17 protein-coding genes are annotated in these 21,148 nt (G+C 68.9%); 4 read left to right on the top strand and 13 right to left on the bottom strand.

What is annotated here, in order from left to right:
* Positions 1–105 precede the first annotated feature (105 nt).
* Complete coding sequence (locus tag H0I76_RS08875; protein WP_200609401.1) at positions 106–1,887, bottom strand: ABC transporter ATP-binding protein; 1,782 nt, start codon at positions 1,885–1,887, stop codon at positions 106–108.
* A 199-nt stretch (positions 1,888–2,086) separates the two neighbouring features.
* On the opposite strand from H0I76_RS08875, the gene H0I76_RS08870 reads away from it, so the two are divergent.
* On the top strand, positions 2,087–2,896 hold the full coding sequence (locus H0I76_RS08870; RefSeq protein WP_200609399.1) for a FadR/GntR family transcriptional regulator: 810 nt from the start codon (positions 2,087–2,089) through the stop codon (positions 2,894–2,896).
* Between the two features lie 18 nt (positions 2,897–2,914).
* On the opposite strand, the gene H0I76_RS19695 is transcribed toward H0I76_RS08870, so the two are convergent.
* The 5 genes from H0I76_RS19695 to H0I76_RS08845 are packed head-to-tail and all read right to left on the bottom strand — an operon-like array spanning position 2,915 to position 8,692.
* Complete coding sequence (locus tag H0I76_RS19695) at positions 2,915–3,313, bottom strand: ACT domain-containing protein (RefSeq protein WP_200609397.1); 399 nt, start codon at positions 3,311–3,313, stop codon at positions 2,915–2,917.
* 6 nt (positions 3,314–3,319) lie between these two features.
* Complete coding sequence (locus tag H0I76_RS08860) at positions 3,320–4,231, bottom strand: dimethyl sulfoxide reductase anchor subunit family protein (protein WP_200609395.1); 912 nt, start codon at positions 4,229–4,231, stop codon at positions 3,320–3,322.
* A complete protein-coding gene (locus H0I76_RS08855) occupies positions 4,231–4,980 on the bottom strand; it encodes a 4Fe-4S dicluster domain-containing protein (protein ID WP_200609393.1) in 750 nt (249 codons plus the stop codon). The genes H0I76_RS08860 and H0I76_RS08855 overlap by 1 nt, the downstream gene beginning before the upstream one ends.
* On the bottom strand, positions 4,977–5,819 hold the full coding sequence (locus tag H0I76_RS08850) for an alpha/beta fold hydrolase (RefSeq protein ID WP_200609391.1): 843 nt from the start codon (positions 5,817–5,819) through the stop codon (positions 4,977–4,979). Before H0I76_RS08850 ends, H0I76_RS08855 begins: the two co-directional genes overlap by 4 nt.
* Positions 5,816–8,692, bottom strand: coding sequence for a molybdopterin oxidoreductase family protein (locus tag H0I76_RS08845; RefSeq protein ID WP_325166425.1), 2,877 nt, complete (start codon positions 8,690–8,692; stop codon positions 5,816–5,818). The genes H0I76_RS08850 and H0I76_RS08845 overlap by 4 nt, the downstream gene beginning before the upstream one ends.
* Positions 8,693–8,876: 184 nt before the next feature.
* On the opposite strand from H0I76_RS08845, the gene H0I76_RS08840 reads away from it, so the two are divergent.
* A complete protein-coding gene (locus tag H0I76_RS08840) occupies positions 8,877–9,605 on the top strand; it encodes a DUF1045 domain-containing protein (protein WP_200609390.1) in 729 nt (242 codons plus the stop codon).
* A gap of 6 nt (positions 9,606–9,611) precedes the next feature.
* Here the strand turns inward: H0I76_RS08840 and H0I76_RS08835 are convergent, their stop codons facing one another.
* Positions 9,612–11,231, bottom strand: a complete 1,620-nt coding sequence (locus H0I76_RS08835; RefSeq protein ID WP_200609389.1) for a trimethylamine methyltransferase family protein — start codon at positions 11,229–11,231, stop codon at positions 9,612–9,614.
* A 174-nt stretch (positions 11,232–11,405) separates the two neighbouring features.
* Between H0I76_RS08835 and H0I76_RS08830 the strand changes: the two genes are divergently transcribed.
* Entirely contained in the window at positions 11,406–12,554 is a 1,149-nt protein-coding gene (locus H0I76_RS08830) for an amidohydrolase (RefSeq protein WP_200609388.1), read from the top strand.
* 26 nt (positions 12,555–12,580) lie between these two features.
* On the opposite strand, the gene H0I76_RS08825 is transcribed toward H0I76_RS08830, so the two are convergent.
* Complete coding sequence (locus H0I76_RS08825) at positions 12,581–12,814, bottom strand: DUF2061 domain-containing protein (RefSeq protein WP_200609387.1); 234 nt, start codon at positions 12,812–12,814, stop codon at positions 12,581–12,583.
* 115 nt (positions 12,815–12,929) lie between these two features.
* On the opposite strand from H0I76_RS08825, the gene H0I76_RS08820 reads away from it, so the two are divergent.
* Positions 12,930–13,790, top strand: coding sequence for a helix-turn-helix domain-containing protein (locus tag H0I76_RS08820; protein WP_200609386.1), 861 nt, complete (start codon positions 12,930–12,932; stop codon positions 13,788–13,790).
* A 30-nt stretch (positions 13,791–13,820) separates the two neighbouring features.
* Here the strand turns inward: H0I76_RS08820 and H0I76_RS08815 are convergent, their stop codons facing one another.
* The 5 genes from H0I76_RS08815 to H0I76_RS08795 are packed head-to-tail and all read right to left on the bottom strand — an operon-like array spanning position 13,821 to position 21,143.
* Positions 13,821–16,283: a GcvT family protein gene (locus H0I76_RS08815; protein WP_200609385.1), complete on the bottom strand. Its 2,463-nt coding sequence runs from the start codon at positions 16,281–16,283 to the stop codon at positions 13,821–13,823.
* The gene (locus tag H0I76_RS08810) at positions 16,280–17,338 is read right to left on the bottom strand and encodes a zinc-binding dehydrogenase (RefSeq protein ID WP_200609505.1); all 1,059 of its coding nucleotides are present in this window, start codon (positions 17,336–17,338) and stop codon (positions 16,280–16,282) included. The genes H0I76_RS08815 and H0I76_RS08810 overlap by 4 nt, the downstream gene beginning before the upstream one ends.
* Positions 17,339–17,358: 20 nt before the next feature.
* The gene (locus tag H0I76_RS08805) at positions 17,359–18,282 is read right to left on the bottom strand and encodes a homocysteine S-methyltransferase family protein (protein WP_200609384.1); all 924 of its coding nucleotides are present in this window, start codon (positions 18,280–18,282) and stop codon (positions 17,359–17,361) included.
* Complete coding sequence (locus H0I76_RS08800) at positions 18,279–18,707, bottom strand: ASCH domain-containing protein (RefSeq protein WP_200609382.1); 429 nt, start codon at positions 18,705–18,707, stop codon at positions 18,279–18,281. The genes H0I76_RS08805 and H0I76_RS08800 overlap by 4 nt, the downstream gene beginning before the upstream one ends.
* A 3-nt stretch (positions 18,708–18,710) precedes the next feature.
* Positions 18,711–21,143, bottom strand: coding sequence for a GcvT family protein (locus H0I76_RS08795; protein ID WP_200609380.1), 2,433 nt, complete (start codon positions 21,141–21,143; stop codon positions 18,711–18,713).
* Between the last annotated feature and the right edge of the window lie 5 nt (positions 21,144–21,148).

The raw sequence follows: 21,148 nt of genomic DNA, 5'->3' as shown, positions 1-21,148 counted from the left end.
CCATGCCCCCGAGCAGCGACACCCTCCAAGGGGTTGCCCGGCAATTCGCGGCGACGGCGGCGCCAATCATGGCCACTCCGTAACCGACAGATCCCAACCAGCGAGTCATGCCGCCCTCCGAACGCGATGCCCCGGCGCGACCTCGATCAACTGGGGCGCCGCCTCGCCATTATACCCGAAAGGTTCGGGCCAGGTATTGGGCTCGCCCGCACCGCAGGCCACTGCCGTCAGGTCGAGCCGACGATGCATGTCCGGCTCCGGGCTGGCCGCGATCAGCGCGCGAGTATAGGGGTGGCGCGGGTCGTTGAAGATGCAGTCGGGAGCTCCCTCCTCGACCACGCGACCACGCCGCATCACCATTACGTGGTCGGCGAGCGCCGCGACCACGGCAAGGTTGTGGCTGATGAACAGGTAGGAGAGCCCCAGTTCACCCTCCAGCTCGCCCATCAGCTCGAGCACTTCGGCCTGGACCGAAACATCGAGCGCCGAAGTCGGCTCGTCGAGAACCAGGAGCTCCGGCTTCAGCGCCAGCGCCCGGGCGATGGCGATCCGCTGGCGCTGTCCGCCCGAGAACGCGTGCGGGAAGCGCCCGAGATGATCGGGGCTCAGTCCCACGCGCGCCATCAGCCAGGCGGCGCGCTCGCGTCGCTCGCTGCGGGTCCCGAGACCGTGAATCACGAGTGGCTCGGTCAGGATGTCCTGCACCGACATGCGCGGGCTCAGCGCGGCAAAGGGGTCCTGGAAGACCATCTGCGCCTTGCGGCGGAACTCGGTCAGCCGCTCGCCCGCGAGCGACGTGACGTCCATCGGCTGTCCGTCGCGCGGGTTGAACCGGATCGTGGCGCCCGGGTCGGGAAGCTCGGCGCGCAGGATCAGCTTCGCCACGGTCGACTTGCCCGACCCGGACTCGCCCACGACGGCGACGGTCCGGCCGCGCTCGAGCCGCATCGAGAAATCGCTCAGGGCGTAGACCGGGGATGCAGGACGCCCGAACGACCGGTGGCGCCCCGGATAGGTCTTCGAGAGGCCGTCGACCGTCAGGATGTCGTCCCGTTCGGGGGGCGCGTGCACCGCGATCGATTCAGGCACGCGGGGCGCGGCGTCGATGAGGCGCTTGGTGTATGAATGCCCGGGATGGGTGAGCACGGCGGAAGCTTCACCACGCTCCACGACCATGCCGCGCCGCAGGACGACGACTTCGTCGGCCATGTTCGCGACCACGCCCAGGTCATGAGTGATCAGAACGGTGGCCAGGCCGTGATCGCGCGAGACCCGCCGAAGCAGGTCCAGCACCACCGCCTGGGTGGTGACGTCGAGCGCCGTCGTCGGCTCGTCGGCGATCACGAGGCGCGGCGCCCCGATCATCGCCATCGCGATCATCGCGCGCTGACGCAGCCCGCCCGAGAGCTCGAACGGATAGGCGGCATAGGCACGCGCGGCGTCCGGACAACCCACCTCGGCGAGCATGTCGAGCGCCCGTTTGCGGGCTTCCGCCGCGTCGCACATCCCGTGCACGCGCAGCACCTCCGAGATCTGCGACCCGACCGTGTGCAAGGCCGAGAATGCGCTCATCGGCTCCTGGAAGATCATCGAGACCTGGGCGCCGCGGATCTGGCGCATCACGGCCGGAGACTGGCGCAGAAGGTCGACCGGACCATCGGGCCTCTGGAGCAGGACGCGCCCCGCGCTCACGCGCGCGCCGCGCGGCAGCAAGCCCATCACGGCCTTGCCGGTCAGGGTTTTGCCCGACCCCGATTCTCCGACCAGAGCCAGCGTGCGCCCGGGAGCCAACTCGAAGGACACGTCATGAACCACTTCGATCGATGCCCCGGGCAGTCCGAAGCAGATCGACAGTCCTTCAACCTTGAGAAGCGGAGTTTGACGCATCGCGGCCCCTACGCTCGATGGCCCGATTGTGCAGGCGATAGCGGGCAAGGCAAGCCCGATTCTCGTAACGGAAGATTCACGCCGCCCTGCCGCAACCGCAATCCCCCCGCGAACCGCCCTGCCCCTGTGTCACAACGCTTTCCAATCGCGGGATCGGCGCGGTATGGTCAGCTAAATTGACCGCAGGGGGATTTTTCAAATGCCGTTCCGTCCGATCTCGGCCGACCGGATATCTTCGGCGATCGTGCGCCAGATCGAGGAACTCATACTGCAGGGCGTGCTTCGACCCGGCGACCGGCTGCCGGCCGAGCGCGAGCTCGCCGAGCAACTCGACGTCTCGCGCCCCACCCTGCGCGAGGCGCTGGCCGAACTGGACGAGCGGGGGCTCGTGGTCGCGCGACCGGGCGGCGGGACCTTCATCGCCGACGTGCTGGGCTCGGCCTTTGCCCCGCCGCTGATCGAGCTCTTTGCCACGCACGACACGGCGCTTTTCGACTACATCGCCTTCAGGCGGGATCTCGAGGGACTCGCCGCCGAGCGCGCCGCTGTTCATGCGACCGAGGCGGATCTCGCGACCATCGCATCCGTTTTCCGGCGCATGGAGGAGGCGGCAGGCAAGCGCAACCCGGACGAGGCGGCAGCGCTCGATGCCGAGTTTCACATGTCGGTGGTCGAGGCCGCGCACAACGTGGTGATGCTGCACATGATGCGCTCGCTCTATGCGCTCCTGGTGCAGGGCGTGTTCTACAACCGCAACATCGTCTACGGCGTGCGCAAGGGCCGGGACATGCTGCTCGAGCAGCATCGCGCGATCCGCGATGCCGTGCTCGCGCGCAATCCGCGCGCGGCCCGCCGCGCGGTCGAGGAGCACATGGACTACGTGGCCGCCGCGCTGCACGAGGCCGACCGGATGCGCACGCGCGAGGAAATCGCGGCGCTGCGCCATCGACACGAGCAGCTGCGCGCGACCAAGCCGCGCAAGGCGCGCCAGAACGGGAACACCGCCTGAGCCGGCCCCGCTCGCCGATCAGTTCTGCCCCAGCGCCTCCAGCGCGGTCAGCGCGTCGTGGCGACGGTCCCACGGCACGAAGACGTGGTCGTGGTAATAGGCCGCGACGACGTTCGCGCTGATGCCTGCATCGGTCAGCGCCGCCGCGATCGCAGCGGTGAGCCCGACCGCCTCAAGCGACGAGTGAACCGTCAGCGTGATCCGCGCCCAGCCGGGGCGATGCGCGAGCCCCGCCGCGACCAGATCGGACTGCGGCGCGATCAGCGTGGTGCCCTCCTCCTCCTCGAACAGGCACAGCGGCCTGAGCGCGGGCGGCAGCGTGGCATCGCGTTGAAGGGTCGAAAAGCCGTAGACCACCGGATCGAGCACAGGCCGCATCCCGCGCAGCAGCACCGCCAGGTCGGTCTCTCCCGTCACGTCCGATCACCGCATGCCGTAATAGAAGGCTTGGACATGCTCGGCCTCGGCAAAGAACAGCCAGCGCAGCGCCAGGACCCCCGCGACATGCGAGATCAGCGCTGGCACGAGCAGCCACCCGCCCAGCGCCCAGGCAAGCAGCGCGAGCGCGAGAGGCACGAGAAAACCGAGCACCGCGCCGATGCGGCGAAGCTGGAACGCGCGCCCGCGCGCCACGCGGAAGGCCATCTCGTCGAGCAGGTAGTTGCGCCCCGTATGCGGCGGCTCGAACAGCCGGACTCGTCCCAGGCGGCCGAGGCCCGTTGCCGTGCCGATGTCCGAGCCTGATGCCCGCCGCCCGGCCCCCGCCGCGACCGTCTGCCACCAGACCGCCACGCCGGCCGCGAGCGCAATTCCCAGCGCGACCCAGCCCGACGGCGCAGACGCGCCGCCGAGCGCCGCTGCCGCACCGACGCCCAGAAGGCCTCCGACGGCCGAGAGGGCGAGGAACATCTGGGGCGTGGGTGCGAGGCTCCAGCGCGGCACGGTGCGCAGCTGCGCGTAGATCATCGCGGTCGCATAGACGGTCGCGAGCGCAAGCACCGACGAGAGCCAGCCCAGCAGCCAGTACCGGGTGCCGCCAAGCATCCAGATCGCCGCGTAGAGCGCGAAGGCCCCGAGCGCCGCGACCATCAGGCAGGCCTCGCGCGAGAGCCAGGACGAACGCCATTGGCTGAACGCCCGCCAGGCCCGGTCGGGCCGCGCGAGATGGCCGGTGGAAGCGGCCCCTCCCGCTGCGGCAAAGCCGAGCGCGAGCAGGGTGATCCACCAGCGCGCGGCACCCTGATCGGGGCCGGCACCCAGCCCCACCCAGAACACCATCCCGAGCCCGAGCCCCGAGAGAACGGTGAAGACGATGATCGACGGCGCGGGATGCATCAGCCCAGCCTCCCCAGCGCGCGGTCGAGCCAGCCGAGGAAGCCGGTCGCCTCGGGCTCGGCCAGGGACGCGAGCCGCACGGTCTCAGGCGCCGTCGCGTGACGGTCGCGGATGCGCGGCGGCAGGTACTTGTTCACCGGCCGTGTCTCCTGCTCGGGCATCAGGTCCATGCCGCCGCGGTCCTGCACCATGCGGTTGACCGCGCTCGCGGGATCCCGGAAATCGCCGAAATGCCGCGCACCCGCGGGGCACGATCGCACGCAGGCCGGCACGCGGTCCTCCTCGGGGATGTTGTCGTTGTAGATGCGATCGACGCAGAGCGTGCATTTCTTCATCACGCCCTCAGCCCGGTCGAGCTCGCGCGCACCATAGGGGCAGGCCCAGGCACAAAGCCCGCAACCCATGCAGGCGTCCTCGTTCACCAGAACGATCCCGTCCTGGACGCGCTTGTAGCTCGCACCGGTCGGGCAGACGGTGACACAGGGGGCGTCCTCGCAGTGCAGGCAGCTTTTAGGAAAATGCACGATCTGAGCGGGCGCGCCTTCGGGCTGAATCTCGAAGCTGTGGATCCGGTTGAGCCAGGTTCCCGAGGGATCGGCGCCGTACGGGTCCTGGTCGGAGAGGGGCGCGCCATAGCCTTGGGTGTTCCACTCCTTGCAGCTGACGGCACAGGCGTGACACCCGACGCAGATGTCGAGGTCGATCACGAGCCCCATCTTGCGCTCGGTCCGCTCGGGCAGGCTCGTCATGCGGCACCTTCATGCAACTCGGCTGCAAAATCCGCGAGATCGGCGTCGAACCGCTCCGGCGTTTCCCAGAAGGGCGCGTGTCCTGCACCCGGATAGATCACCGACCGGGCGCCGGGAATCGCGGCCACCATGTCCTCGAACATCGGCTTGAGGCAGACGCGTTCGGCCGCGCCCTGGATCACCAGGGCTGGGACTTCGAGCCTCGCGAGATCCCGCCGCCAATCCTCGTCCCGCATGCGTGCCGCTCGCCGCACGCCCGGCGGCGTCAGCATGTTGAGCCCGACCATGTAGGCGAGATCGCGCTTGGAAAGCGGCGAGGCGACGCAAGCCTTGACGAAGGCGATCGCGGCTTCGGCCTGCCGGCCCTGATCCTCGGAATACATGCCCTCGGCCCGCACGTCCGGCTTGCGCATCGCAACGACAGCCGGATCGGCATGGCGGCCGATCCGGGGCGAGGTTCCGGTGAACACGACGCCGCCGAGCGCTCCGGGTCCGAAATGACGCAGATAGTCCTGCACCACCCAGCCGCCCATCGACCATCCGACCAGCACGGGCCGCGCAAGCGCCAGCGACGTGATCACTGCTGCGACATCCTCGGCCCATAGCCGCGAGGTCTGGTAGGCCTCGGGCGCTTCTGGCTTGTCCGATGCCCCGTGACCGCGCAGGTCGAAGGCGACGACGCGGAACCGTTGGGCCAGCGGGCCCGCAAGCTGCTTCGCCCAGCTCAGGTAATGCTGCGACCAGCCGTGGACAAGCACGAGCGCCGGCGCATCCCGCGGACCCGCATCCACGACGTGAAGGCCGACGCCGCCACCGCCCCTGACCCGGTGATGCCTCATGCCCATCCTTTCCCCCAGCGCAGTTCGGCCGGGCCCCGCCCCACGGGCGAGGCCTGCCGCCCGGTACGCGGCAGGCTTTCCTCGCCCGGCTCGGCCTTCTCGATCCTGACGCGAAGGTCGTACCATGCGGCCTGGCCGGTCACGGGATCCGAGTTCGACCAGCGCAGGCCGTCGCCCTTCTCGGGAAGAAGCTCCTTGATCAGGTGGTTAAGCAGGAAGCCCCGCCTTGCCTCGGGCGCGGCGGGATCGAGCGCCCAGGCGCCCTCGCGCTTGCCGATGGCATTCCAGGTCCAGACGGTCTGCGGGTTGACCGCCCGCATGCCGCGCACGCGCACCTTGATCCGGCCGTGATGCGAGATCACCCAGACCCAGTCGCCGTCCGCGAGCCCCGCCTCGGCCATCGCATCAGCCGGTACATAGAGCGGGTTTTCGCCGTGGATCTGCCTGAGCCACGCGTTCTGGCTGCCCCAGGCATGATACATCGCCGCCGGGCGCTGCGTGATCGCGTGGAGTGGATAGTCCCCGACATCCAGCGCCGCCTGCTCGAACGGCTCCCACCACACCGGCAGCGGGTCGAAGGCCATCTTGATCCGGTCGCGCAGATGTTCGGGTGGCTGGTGCGGCCCATGTCCCTCGGCCGCGAGCTGGAAGCGGCGCAGCGGCTCGGAATAGATCTGAAAGACATAAGGCTGCGGCTTGTCGTAGAAGCCCATGCCCACGGCCCAGTCCTGGTAGGCCGTGTTCGCCTGCTTCATGAACCGCGCGCCCTGCGGCACCTCGGCCTGCCAGAAGCCGCCATTGGCGACATAGAGGGCCAGCTGATCGGGATTCGGTGCGCCGCGCCCCTCGGCGGTGCCGTCGCCTCGCCAGCCCGCAAGCGGGCCGACGCCGGGGCGGCGCTCGTGGCGCACCATGTAATCGGCGTAGTCCGCGTATCTTGGGCTGCCGTCCTCGTCGACGAAGCCGGGCAGCGCTAGGCGCGCGCCAAGATCGATCAGCACCGACTGGAAGCCGCGCACCGTGCGCCCTTCCCCCTGCGTCTCCGGCGGAACGACCGGCCAGCGGATCGCGTCACCCGCATGGTCGGGCTCCGAGATCGGGCGGTCGAGCAGGCTGATGCAGTCGTGGCGCTCCAGATAGGTCGTGTCGGGCAGGATCAGGTCCGCATAGGCCACCATCTCGGAGGAATAGGCGTCGGCGTAGATGATCTTCGGGATCTGGTACTCGCCATCCTCGCGCTTGCGCGTGAGCATCTCGATCACGCCGGCCGTGTTCATCGACGAGTTCCAGGCCATGTTCGCCATGTAGAGGAACAGGACATCGACCGGGTAAGGGTCGCCCGCCGCGGCGTTCGAGATGACCATGTGCATCATCCCATGGGCCGCGAGCGGCGCCTCCCACGAGAACGCCTTGTCGATCCGGGCGGGCCCGCCATCATCGTCGAGCGCGAGATCCTCGGGCCCGCGCGGCAGGCCAAGGTGCGGGCCGGGAAGCGGGCAGTTCGGCTGCGTGTGGCAGTGCGGCGTCGGGTGGGCTTCGAGCGGCTTGGGATAAGGCGGCTTGAACCGGAACCCGCCGGGCGCCTCGACCGTGCCCAGCAGCAGTTGCAGCACGTGAAGCGCGCGGCAGGTCTGGAAGCCGTTCGAATGCGCCGAGATCCCCCGCATCGCGTGGAAGCTCACCGGACGGCCGGTGAAGCCCTCGTGCCGCTCGCCCCGGAAATCGACCCACGGCTCGTCGATCGTGACCGGGTGATTGAAGGCCGCGTCCGCGATCTCGGCGGCGATGCGTCGGATCGTTTCCGCCGGCACCCCGCAGCGCGCTGACACCGCATCGGGCGCATGCTCGGGCTCGAGATACTTGCGCGCCATCAGCTCGAAGGCCGGGGTGGCCCGCCCGCCCGAGGGGGTCGGGAAATCGCCCTTGAGCGCCGGCTTCAGGCCCGGCGCGTCGAAGGGCTGGAGACGCTCGGTCACCGTGTCCCAGACGAGCGGCTTGCCCGCCTCGTCGCGCACGACCAGACCGAAGCCCGCCCCCGTGCTGCGGCTGATCAGCCAGGGCGCGTTCGTCCATCGCGAGAGATAGTCGACGTCGACATGCCCGGTGCGGATCAGCTCGTGCACCAGCGAGAGGATGAAGAGACCGTCGGTCCCGGGCGTGATGCCGACCCACTCGTCGGCGATGGCGTTATAGCCCGTGCGCACGGGATTGACGCCGATCACCTTCGCGCCGCGTCCCTTGAGCTTGCCCAGGCCGATCTTGATCGGGTTCGAGTCGTGGTCCTCGGCGACCCCGAAGATCATGAACAGGCGCGTGCGCTCCCAGTCCGGGGTGCCGAACTCCCAGAACGCGCCGCCCAGCGTGTAGATCCCGGCCGCCGCCATGTTGACCGAGCAAAAGCCGCCATGCGCGGCATAGTTCGGCGTGCCGAACTGCTGCGCCCACCATGACGTCAGGGACTGCGACTGGTCGCGGCCGGTGAAGAATGCAAGCTTTCGGGGATCATCCGCCCGTACCGGTGCCAGCCACGACGTGGCTGTCGCCAGGGCTTCCTCCCAGCTGATTTCCTCGAATTCGCCCGAGCCACGCGGCCCCTTTCGCCGCAGCGGCCGCATCAGGCGCGCCGGCGAATAGTGCTGCATGATCCCGGCCGAGCCCTTGGCGCATAGAACGCCCCGGTTCACGGGATGGTCGCGGTTCCCCTCGATGTAGGAGACGATCGGCACGCCGTCGGCGGTTTCGCGCAGGTGAACATTGATGCCGCACCTGCAGGCGCACATGTAGCACGTGGTCCGGCGAACCTCGTCCGAAACCTGCGGGCTCGTCTCGATGGCCGGCTCGGTTGCCGTTCTCGTCGTCCCTGCCGCGCTCACCGCTTCCTCCGAACTGCTCCGCTTGCCACATTTTCCAGATTATGCCCCCGGATGCGAGGGGCCAGTTCCTGCGGAGCGTCGAGCCAGCAAAAGCCTACCGGAATGTGAAACTCCTCACAGAAATCATGCAGGGACTCGCTATTTTTACGGGAAGATGACGTTCTCCGAACGATGGGGCAGACAGATGATCGATATTTTCGAGCGCTTCGCGATCTCCTGGGTTCCGCAGCCAGGCAGCCCGCTCGCCCGGTTCGGAGCGTCCTGGACCGGCTGGTGCGCCGACGCGGCCGAGCGGCGCGCGCGCTACGACCGCGCAGGATTGCCGTTCAGGCCCGAACAGGTGACGGGCCCGCTCGAATATCAGGGGCTTCATGCCGAGATCTACGCCCCCTTCCGGTTCCGGCGCGGGGCCAGTGCCTGGGCGTTCGAGCGGGAGCTTGCGTCACTGAGTTCGGTGCTCGAAGTCTTCACGCTGCCACGCCTCTCGGTCGCGGTAGTCGAAGGCCGTATCGTGCTGACGCCCGCGACGACCTCGGCAGCGCTCGAGCACTTCATCGAGACGATCAGTGCCCGCCTCGCGCAGTTCGACACCGACGCCGAGGCGCGCGAGACGGCCACGGCACGCATGGGGTTCGTCGGCTCGCGGTTCATGATGCCGCTCACACGCACCCTTGCGCCGGAGGAAGCCGAAGCGCTCGCCCGCCCGCTTGCCCGCGAGCTCGAGCCGATCCTGGCCGAGCGTCAGCAGATCCTCGATTTCGCCGTGATGGGCGACCCGGGCGGCGGCCGAGCGCTTCGCGTGATCGAGCGCCACGAACTCGCCGAGCCACAGCAGAAGTTCGAACTGCGCGGGCTTTCCTGCAGCGGACCGCGGCTCTACACCGGCATCGGCGGCTTGCGCGCCGTCAACTGACGCCGCTCAGAGGCCGACGGCCTCCTGCGGCAAGTGGATGCGGAATCGCGCGCGGATCGCCTTGTCGGTCTCGTGCGCGACATGCATCGGGAAGAAGCCCTCGAGGATCTCGCGCTTTTTCGCGACCGCGCGCGCGATCAGGTCGGGGCGCCCTTTCTCGACCCATTCCTTCGGCGACGTCCGATCCCCCAGACGCGGATAGACATAGTCACGCTGCATCAGCGCGAGCGTCTGATCATGGCCAAGGTAGTGGCCGGGCCCGCCGAGACAGACCGCGCGCATCGCGTCGAGCGACAAAGCGTCCTCCGTCACCTCGATACCGCGCACGCAGCGCTCGGCCTGCCCCAGCAGATCATCGCCCAGGATCAGGCTCTCGAGACAGAAGCCCAGGAGCGAGGCATGCATGCCCACCGCCTCGTAGACCATGTTGAGGCCGGCGAGCCCCGCCATGACGTTCGAGCACATCTGCTCCCATCCGGCCTGCATGTCCGGAAGCTTCGCGTCCGCGATCCCCGCCGCCGCACCGCCAGGCAAGCCGTAGAAGCGGTGCATCTGCGCGCAGCCCGCGGTCAGCAGCGCCTGCTCGCCCGACCCCCCGGACATCGCGCCCGTGCGCAGGTCCGAGACGAACGGCCATGTGCCGAAGATCGCGGGATGCCCGGGTGCGATCGCGTTGACGTAAACCACACCCGCGAGGCACTCGGCCACCGCCTGCACGATGGCGCCGGCGATCGAGGCGGGAGCGGTCGCCCCGGCCTGCCCGGCCGAGAGCAGCAGGACCGGCATGCCCGCGCGGATCAGCTCCTCCATCACGAGGCAGCTCTCGGTCGCGAACTTCATCGGCGGCACGACAAAGCAGTTCGAGTTCGAGATGAAGGGCCGCGCGCGCCACTTGTCCTCGCCGCCCGCCAGCATGTGAATAAGTTCCATCGAAGGCGCGATATGGCTCGCCTCGACGAAGCTCACGCCGACATGCTTCGTGGTGCCCCGTGCGCAGGCATAGATGGTGTTGAGATCCATCTCGAGGTTGTCGGTCACGTCGCGGCAGACCATCGGGCGCTGGAAGAAGTGCACGTTATCCAGCGTCTCGGTGATCCGCGCCGCGTCATAGAGGTCCTGCACCGTCGAGTCGCGGTAGACACGTCCCTCGACATCGACCATGTGCACCGCGGCCCCAGCGGTGCCGTAATGCACTCGCGACCCCGAAAGATGCATGTCGTGCCGCGGATCCTGGCCGCAGAGCGTGATGTTGCGCGCGGCGACCGCCAGCATGTCCTCGACCAGTGCGCGGGGGATGCGGATGCGGCCGTCCACACCCTGCACGGCGCCCGCCCCCGTCAGGGCTGCGACACCCGATGGCGGCGCGTCGGCAAGGCCGATTTCCTCAAGCGCCGTCAGCGCCGCCTCATGAATGCGCTGGACGCCGGCCTCGCTCAGCGGCTGGTACCGTCCACCCGAAAGGCCGGGCCGGATCGGGCGCACATCCTCGGCCAATGGCGCGGCACGCAGGGCTTGCCTCGCCGCGCGCCCCCCGGCGCGACGCGATCGGCAGGCTGCGGCACCGACGTCCCCAGAACCCTCCTCGGGCTGATCCGTTCGGGTATCGGCGGCCTTGGGTTCGTCCATCGCAACCTCCATGTGGCCGTGCCGGCACAGCCATGATCCCGCAGGCTAGAAAGCGGGCACCCCCACTGGCTTGCTCGTTTGCGGCTTGAAGCGCCGTATTCAGACGTTGCGCCCCGGCTTTTCCGCAGGCGCGCACCGGTCTAGCCTGCCGCACATCGAGTCGTGGGACGGATCATGGCACTCACCAACAGCGACATCGTCGAGCTGACGGCCTGGCGCCGGCATCTTCATGCCCGTCCCGAGGTGTCGGGCGAGGAAAAGCAGACCGCGCAGGACGTGGTCAGGATGCTTCGATCCTGTGCCCCCGATTCGGTGCTGACCGCCATGGGCGGGCATGGCGTCGCGGCGGTTTGGGAGAGCGCGGCCCCGGGTCCGACGGTGATGTTCCGCGCCGAACTCGACGCGTTGCCGATCGCCGAGCTTTCCGATCTCCCCTACCGATCGACGAGGCCTGGCAAGGGACATCTCTGCGGCCATGACGGCCACATGACGATCCTCGCCGGTCTCGCGCGGATGATCGCACGCTCACGGCCCGAGCGCGGTCGCGTGGTCGTGATGTTCCAGCCGGCCGAGGAGGATGGCTCGGGCGCAGCAGCGGTGATCGCTGACCCACGCTTCAGCCAGATCGCGCCCGACTACGCCTTTGCGCTCCACAATCTTCCGGGCGTTCCGCTGGGCAAGGCGGCGCTTCAGCCCGGGCCTGCCAACTGTGCGTCGGTGGGATTGCGCATATTCCTGACCGGCAAGACCTCCCACGCCTCGGTCCCGGAAGCAGGCGTTTCACCGTCGATGGCGTTGGCACGCCTGATGCCCGCCCTGACGGCGCTCGGCCCGGGTGGCGACCTGGTTCCGGGCTTCCGGCTGGCAACGGTCACGCATGCGCGCCTTGGCGAGCGTGCTTTCGGCATTGCGCCGGGCGAGGCCGAGCTTCTGGTCACACTCCGTGCCCTCACCGATGCCGACATGGCCGATCTCGAGGCCCAAGCCACGCAGCTGGCTCGGCAGGAGGCGGAAGCGGCGGGCCTGGGCCTCGCGATCAGCCGCCATGACGCCTTCGACGCCTGCGAGAACGATCCCGAGGCAACGACTCACCTGGCCCGCGCGATCGAGGCCGTGGGCATCCCTCGGGCCGAGTTCGACCTGCCGATGCGGGCTTCCGAGGACTTCGGCCGCTTCGGCCAGCACGCCAGGGCCGCGATGGTTTTCCTGGGGGCGGGCGAGCGCCATCCGATGCTGCACAATCCGGACTACGATTTCCCCGATGCGCTGATCGCCCCTGCCGTAGCGATGTTCGACCGGGTGCGGCGCGATCTGACCGGCTGAACGCAACAGCTGTCGATCGCAAACGCTCAACCGCCTAGAGGCCCTTCGCCGTGTTGCTCGGCGACGCGGCCCCAGGAGATCCGAGCCCAGACCCGTTCATGCGCGACATAATTCACGGTGCCGATCGCCGCGGAGGTCACCGCAAGCGCGCCGCCCGCGCCGACCGAGCCCGTGAAGAGATATCCGAGCAGCGTCATCACCACGACGCCAAGTGCCTGCCAACACACCGCTTTCGCAATCGTCCGCGCCGTCGTGTCCATCACCCGCCTCCGCTTTTACGTGCACAGCGCTAGCAGAGGGTCGGCAGGTCCGGTATTCTGACAATGAACGACAAAACTCGTCGTTTGTTTATATTAATAAACCGTCATGCAAAAAATGGACAAGCGAGCACGCGCGGCGACCTTTCGGGAACGCCTCTTGTCGGCGATGGAGCACGCGGGCACGAACCGCAGCGCGCTCGCGCGTGCAACGGGCGTGAACCGCTCGACAATCTCGCAGCTGCTGGACGCGCAGGCGGTGCGGCTGCCGAATGCGCAGCTCGCTGCCGACTGCGCCTCGGCGCTCGCAGTCAGCACGGACTGGCTCCTGGGCCTGACCGACCGGCCCGAGCGTCCGGGCGACATCGTCGCGGCGGCGATGCAGATGACCGAGGCCGCGCGAACCATTTCGGACGAGCAGCTCCTCGAATGGCACCGCGAGGCCGCCGGCTATAAGATCCGACATGTGCCCGCGACCCTGCCTGACATACTGAAAACCGAAGCCGTGATGCGCTGGGAATACGCGGCCTTCCTGGGAAAGACGCCCGACCAGGCGATCGGCGCGATGCGCGACAAGATCGACTGGCTGCGCTCGGCCGAATCCGACTACGAGATCGCACTGCCGCTCCACGAGATCGATGCCTTCGCGCGTGGCGAGGGCTACTACCGGGGCCTCGACGCCGAGGCACGGCGCGTGCAGATCGAGCAGCTCGCGACGCTGTGCGACGAGCTCTACCCCTCGCTTCGGCTCTTCCTGTTCGATGCACGCCGCGTGTTCAGCGCGCCCATCACCCTGTTCGGGCCACTCGTGGGGGTGATCTATGTCGGGCGCTTCTACCTCGCCTTCCGCGAGTCGTCGCGGCTGAAGTCCCTTACCCAGCATTTCGACTGGCTGGTGCGGGAGGCCGAGGTCGATGCGCGCGACGCGGCCCGGCACCTCGCACGACTTCGCGATGCCGTGCGCGGTGACGCGGACTGATCCGCTACTTTGGCGGGGAAAGCGGGCCTGTCAGGCCCGCACCCGGTCCGCCGAGGGATCATAGAGCGGCTTGAGGCTCGCCTCGGCCCCGACACGACGGCCCGCGACCTCGATCTCCCAGTCCGAGTTCAGCAGCGCGTCCCCCTTCTCGTCCGTACAGGGCACATAGCCCATCCCGATGGCCGCTCCCAGGTGATGTCCATAGGCGCCCGAGGTCAGATGGCCGACGATCTCTCCATCGCGGAGGATCGGCTCGTTGTGGTAAAGCAGCGGCTCGGGATCCTCGAGGCGGAACTGGAGCATGCGCCGCTCGAGGCCCGCCGCACGCTTGGCCTGCACCGCCTCGCGCCCGATGAAGTCGCCGAAACGGGACGGCGCCTTGTCGAGCTTCACGGCAAAGCCGAGACCTGCCTCGAGGACGTGATCCTCGTCGGTGATGTCGTGGCCCCAGTGCCGGAAGGCCTTCTCGATCCGACACGAGTCGAGGACGTGGAGGCCGCAAAGCCTGAGGCCATGCGCGCGCCCCTCCTCCTCGATCGCCTCGAAGACATGCGCCGCCTGGTCCGACGGAAGATACAGCTCCCAGCCAAGCTCGCCGACATAGGACACGCGATGCGCACGGCCTCGCCCCATCGCGATATCGACCTCCTGCGCCGTGCCGAAGGGGAACTCGGCGTTCCCGAGGCCCGACCCGACCAGCGGCGCCAGCAGGTCGCGCGCCCGGGGCCCCATCACCGCGATCACCGCCTCGGCCGAGGTGACGTCGATCGCCACGCAGTTCGCGTTGTCAGGGATGAGCGAATGGATCCGGCCAAGGTCGCGCCGCAGGGTGGCCGCGGGGGTGACCACGAGGAACGCGGTCTCCGACAGGCGGGTGACGGTCACGTCCGCCTCGATCCCGCCCTTCGCGTTCAGGAACTGGGTGTAGACAATGCGCCCCACCGGCACCCGAACGTCCGCGCCGCAGATGCGCTGGAGCACGTCCTCGGCGTCGCGGCCTTCGACCCGGATCTTTCCGAACGTCGAAAGATCGAACAGCCCGACGGCCTCGCGCACCGAACGGTGTTCCTCCGCGGCGTTGGCGAACCAGTTCTGCCGCCCCCAGGAATAGCGGTACTTGCGCTCCTGGCCCTCGCGCGCGAACCAGTTGGCGCGCTCCCATCCCGCGGTCTCGCCGAACACCGCTCCGCGAGCCTTGAGATGTTCGTGGAGCGGTGTCCGCCGCACGCCCCGCGCCGTCGCGACCTGGCGGTAGGGAAAGTGATCGGCGTAGAGCAGCCCCAGCGTTTCGGTCGAGCGCTCGAGCAGATAGCGCTTGTTCGACTGGAAGGGCTGCGTGCGGCGGATGTCGACGTCCCATAGATCGAAGGGCGGCTCGCCATCCTCCATCCACTGCGCCAGTGCCATGCCCGCCCCGCCGGCCGACTGGATGCCGATCGAGTTGAAGCCCGCGGCGACCCAGAAGCCCCGGCATTCCGGCGCCTCGCCAAGCAGGTAGCGGTCGTCGGGGGTGAAGCTTTCGGGCCCGTTGAAGAAGGTGTGAATGCCCGCCTCGGCCAGCATCGGCACCCGGTTGACGGCGCGCTCGAGGATCGGCTCGAAATGATCGAAGTCCTCGGGCAACTGGTCGAAGCAGAAATCCTCGGGGATCCCGTCCGCGCCCCAGGGCTTGGACACGGGCTCGAAGGCGCCGAGAAGGATCTTGCCGGCGTCCTCCTTGTAGTAGGCGCATTCGTCGGGCACACGCAGGACCGGCATCTGGGTCAGGCCCTCGATCGCCTCGGTGACGATGTAGAAATGCTCGCATGCCTGGAGCGGCACCGAGACGCCGGCCATGCGGCCGACCTCGCGCCCCCACATTCCTGCGCAGTTGATCACGGCCTCGGCCTCGATGTGACCGCGCTCGCCGCCCATCTCCCAGTCGACGCCGCGCGCCCGGCCGCCCGCACGCGTGACGCCGGCAACCTTCACGCCCTCGACCACCTTCGCGCCGCGCATGCGCGCGCCCTTGGCAAGCGCCAGCGCGATGTTGGCGGGATCGGCCTGCCCGTCGGTCGGCAGCCAGACACCGCCCTTCACGCCGTCGATGTTGAGATGCGGATAGCGTGCCTTGACCTCGTCGGGCGAGATTTCCTCGACCGGCACGCCGAAGGCCCGCGCCATCGACGCGCCGCGGTAAAGCTCCTCGCGCCGCTCGCCCGTCAGCGCGACCGAGATCGACCCCACCTGCCGCATTCCGGTGGCGACACCAGTCTCGGCCTCGAGCCCGAGATAGAGATCGGCCGAGTATTTCGCGAGGCGCGTCATGTTGGCCGAAGCGCGGAGCTGACCGATCAGCCCGGCGGCGTGCCAGGTGGTGCCGCAGGTCAGCTGCTTGCGTTCGAGCAGAACGACGTCGGACCAGCCGAGCTTCGTCAGGTGATAGGCGACCGAGCAGCCGACAACGCCGCCTCCGATGATGACGGCGCGCGCGCGCGTGGGAAGTTGGCTCATGGCAGGACCTCGGGTGGCAGAAGGACGAGCTTCCCAGGGAAGCGTTTGGCAGCGAAATCGGCCTGCGCCCGGGCGATGTCTCGCAGCGCATAGGTCGCCGAGACAAGCGGGCGGATCGCGCCGGCGTTGATCAGCGCAACCAGCCCGGCAAAGACCTCGGCGGGCTGGTAGGTGCAGCCGAAGAGGGTCAGGTCGTTGAGGTAGATCGTGCGCAGGTCGGCCTCGACGACCGGCCCGGCGATCGCACCGGACACGGCGTAGCGCCCGCCTGGAGCCAGCGCGTCGATCACGCGGGCCCAGCCGGGTCCCCCGACCACGTCGATCACGGCGGTGAAGGCGCCTGCGGGCAGGACGGCATCGCGCTCGAGCACGTCGTCCGCCCCCATCGCCCGCACGGCGTCCCATTTCGCCGCGCCCGACAGCGCGGTGACATGGGCGCCCATATGCCTGGCAAGCTGGACCGCCGCGAGCCCGACCCCGCCCGAGGCGCCGGTGACGAGGACGCGGTCGCCCATGCCGACACCAGACCGCGAAAGCAGGTTCCATGCGGTCCCATACGCGCAAGGCATCGCCGCCAGTTCCACGTCGCTCAGTGGCGCTGCACTCACATCGTGAAGATGCCGCGCGGGAACAGCGCAGAACTGCGCGAAGGCGCCGTCGAGCTCCGAGCCGAGCGCGCGGAACGCGGTCGGCGCGGCCTCGGTCGGCTCGGGCAGGTTGATCGGGCAGATCACCCGCGCCCCGATGCCCGGACCCACCGCCCCCTCGCCCAGCGCGACGACCTCGCCGCAGAGGTCTCCACCCTGGATCAGAGGAAAATCGAGCGCGCCGGACCAGCCGCCGGCCTCGATCCCCTCGGCGGCATCGACGGTGTCGGTGCCACCCGCGACCTCTTTCGCGTACCAGCCGATGCGAGTGTTGATGTCGGTGTTGTTGACGCCCGCCGCCCGCACGCGCACCAGCGCCTCGCCCGGACCAGGGCGCGGCACCGGGATCGCGTCCGACCAGACCAGCTTCTCGGGGCCGCCATGACCCGTCAGCAGGACGCCCGACATCCTCTCGGGAAGCGCATGGCTCAAGGCGCGCACTCGGGCGCGAGGATCTCGTCGCCAGCCTCGGCCAGGCGTCGCGCGATCTCGGCGATATGGGCCGGATTGGTCTCGCAACAGCCGCCGACGATCGTGGCGCCGTCGCCGATCCAGCGCATCACATGCCCGGCATAGGCGGCCGGGCCCATGTCCGTGCGGCTCGACAGGTCCTCAACCGTCTTGCCCAGCGCGTGCCCGCGTTCGAACGGCGTGAACCCGTTGGCATAGCCGCCGAAAGGCCGGCCATCGGCCGACAGCGCCGTCATGCATCGCCCGACCGCCTCGGGCGAGGAGCAGTTGACGAGCAGCGCGGCAACCGGCGTCTCGCCCAGCGCCGCGATCGCGTCGGCCAGCGGCTCGCCGCTGCGCACGGTCGCTTGTCTCTCCTCGGACACGGTCCACGACACCCAGACCGGCTTGCCCGACTTCGCCGCCGCGCGCGCGGCCCCCGCGGCCTCGCCCGCCGCCGCCATGGTCTCGCAAAGGAAGAGGTCGACATGCGGCGCCTGCTCGACCACCACGCGATCATAGATCGGCAGCGCCTCGTCCTGCGAGCGCGCAAGCTCGGGAACATAGGACCATTCGAGTGGCGGCAGACAGCCCGCGATCCTTACGCCGGCGCCGGCATCGCCCGCGCGGTCCCGGGCGCGAAGGGCCAGCCGGCACGCCGTCTGCTGCAACTCGGAGAAGGCATCCTCGACACCGAAGCGCTGCAGTCGGCAAGGCTCGGCCGAATAGGCGTTGACCGTGATCACCCGTGCGCCGGCGCGGATATAGTCGAGATGCAGCTGCTCCACCGCCTCGGGCATCTCGCGCATCACCTGCGCCGACCACAGCGGCGTCGGCGCAAGCCCGGTCCGGGCCAGCAGCTCCTGCCCCATGCCGCCATCCGTCAGAACGATCCGGCTCATGCGCCGTCCTCCCCAAGATCCTCGATGACCGCGAACCGCTCGCAGACCAGCATCATGTCGGGCGAGAAGCCCCCGTTTCGTTCGAAGTAGCGGCGGTGACCGGCCTGCCATCCGGCGAGGCTCTCATCCTCGCCCTCGGCCAGCGCGAAGTCGGCGCCGACCGCGTCGAAGCGGCAAAGCGTGACCTCGACCGTCTCGATCACCAGCGCGGGCGTGCCCGCCCAGTCGAGCACGATGTCGCGTCGGCCGACGACCGGCATGGCCTCGCGCCCCTCCTCGACCTCGCGAAGCGGCGTGCAGGTGGCCCGCTTGGCGCCCGACCGCACGAGCGCCAGCAGCTCCGCCGACAGCGCCGCGCTGTCGCCGAACCGGAAGGTCTCGGCCCCCGGATAGCGCGCGCGCAGATGGTCGAGGCCGGCCGCCACCGATCAGGCCCTCAGCCGCGCGTTCTCAGGGTCCCACAGCGGCCCGTCCGGCTGCACCTCGGCCGGGAACCGCTCGCCGAAGATCTCGACTTCTAGCCTCGTGCCCGGAACCGCGAGATCCGCCCGGATCGTGCCGAGCGCGAGCGAGCGGCCGACACGGTAGCCCCAGCCGCCCGAGGTCGTCTCGCCCACCACGCTGTCGCCCAGCCAGACGGTCGACATGTAGGGCGCGTCTGCCGCGCCCGCCTCGACCGTCATGGTCACGAAGCGCTTCTTCACGCCCCGCTGCTTCTCGGCCATCAGGGCCGCCTTTCCGGGGAAATCCTGCGGCTTGTCGAACTTGACGAACCGATCGAGCCCGCCTTCCAGCAACGTGTAGTCGGTCGAGAGATCGCCCTTCCAGGCGCGATAGCCCTTCTCGATGCGCAGGCTGTCGAGCGCGAACATCCCAAAAGGCTTCGCACCGCACGCGAGCACCGCATCGTAGATTGCGGGGATATCGGCAACCGCCGCATGGACCTCCCAGCCAAGCTCGCCCGCGAAGCTGACCCGCGCCAGCGCCGCGTTCCGGCCGGCGACGCGCGCGGGCTGATGGCTGAGCCAGGGCAGGGTCAGGTCGGCCTCGGCGATCTCGTCGAACAGCGCGCGCGACCCCGGACCGCAGACGATCAGCGTCGAATACTCGTCCGTGTGATCGGTCAGGCTCAGGCCCTCGGGCAGGTCGCGCTCCAGCAGTTCGAAATCGTGAAGCTGTGCGGTCGCGGCCGTGATCAGCGTGAAGAAATCCACGTCATGCCGCATCACCGACATCTCGGTCACGATGCGCCCGCGCGCGTCCGCGAAATAGGCAAGGTTCATCCGCCCGACCTTGGGCAGCGCCCCGGCGATCCGCCCCAGCAGCCAGTCCGCCGCCCCCGCGCCCGAGAGGTTGAAGCGCGAGAAGCCCGGCAGGTCGAGCACGCCGACCGCGTCCCTCACCGCCTCGCATTCCTCGCGCACCCGCGGCTCCCACGGGCCCGCCCGCTCCCAGGTTTGCGTCGCGGCCTCCGAGGTATCGTCGCCCTCCTTCGCGAACCACAATGCGCGCTCCCAGCCATTGTAGGCGCCCATCTGGCCGCCGAGCGCCTTTACCTTGTCGTGCACGGGCGACAGCCGCCGGTCGCGCGCGGCGGGCCAGGCGTGATGCGGGAAATGCATCCCGTACTCGTGACCGTAGACCTCCATCGCCTTGTCGACGCAGTACTGGTGGTCGATCCAGCGCCCGAACCGGCGCGGGTCGCAGGACCACATGTCCCACTCGGTGCCGCCTTCGGTCACCCATTCGGCAAGGACCTTGCCGGCACCGCCCGACTGGCAGATCCCGAAGGTGAAGACGCAGGCTTCGAAGGCATTGGGCACCCCCGGCATCGGCCCGATCAGGGGGTTGCCGTCGGGCGTGTAGGGGATCGGGCCGTTGATCACGCGGGAAAGCCCGGCCTTGCCCATCACCGGGACGCGGGCGAGCGCGTCCTCGAGGTAATGCTCGAGCCGTTCGAGGTCGTCTGGCCAGAGCTGGAACGAGAAGTCATCGGGCATCGGGTCATCGGGCGTCACCCAGTGGGCGCGGCAATTGCGCTCGTAGGGTCCGAGGTTGAAGCCGTTCTTCTCCTGCCGCAGGTAGTAGCTCACATCCACATCGCGCAGCAGCGGCAGCTTCCGGCCCCGCTCGGCTGTCAGCTGCGCCACCTCCTCCACTTCCTCGAACAGGATGTACTGGTGGCTCATGGTCGCCATCGGCACTTCGCGGCCGAACCAGCGCCCGACCTCCTGCGCGCGGTAGCCGGCGGCATTGACCACGTACTCGCACCGGATCTCGCCCTGCGCGGTCTCGACGACCCAGTCACCGCCCTCGCGGCGCACGCCTGTCGCGGGGCAGAAACGGATGATCTTCTGGCCCAGATCGCGCGCGCCCTTGGCCAGCGCCTGCGTCAGCTGCGCGGGGTCGATGTCGCCGTCGTAGGGATCCCAGAGGCCACCCTTCAGGTCGTGCGTCTCGAGGAAGGGATATTTCTCGCGCAGCTCCGAGGGCGAGCAGATCTCGAGCTCCATGCCCTGGTAGCGCCCCATCCCCTTCACCCGCTCGAACTCCTGCATCCGCTCGCGCGAATGCGCGAGCCGGATCGAGCCCGTGACGTGGTAGTTCATCGGGTAGTCGACCTTGTCCGCCAGCCCGCGATAGAGCTCGGCCGAATACCGCTGCATGTTCATGATCGACCACGAGGACGAGAAGGTCGGCACGTTCCCGGCCGCGTGCCAGGTCGAGCCCGAGGTGAGCTCGTTCTTCTCGAGCAGCACGCAGTCTGTCCATCCGGCCAGCGCAAGGTGATAGAGCGCCGAGGCGCCGACGGCTCCGCCCCCGATGATGACAACGCGGGCGGTAGTGGGCAGGTCTGCCATGACGC

The sequence above is a fragment of the Thermohalobaculum xanthum genome (genome assembly GCF_016623495.1).
In the GTDB taxonomy this organism is placed as follows: Bacteria; Pseudomonadota; Alphaproteobacteria; order Rhodobacterales; family Rhodobacteraceae; genus Thermohalobaculum; species Thermohalobaculum xanthum.
The sequence above is the reverse complement of the archived record's forward strand: the minus strand, read 5'-3'. Positions and strand labels throughout refer to the sequence as shown.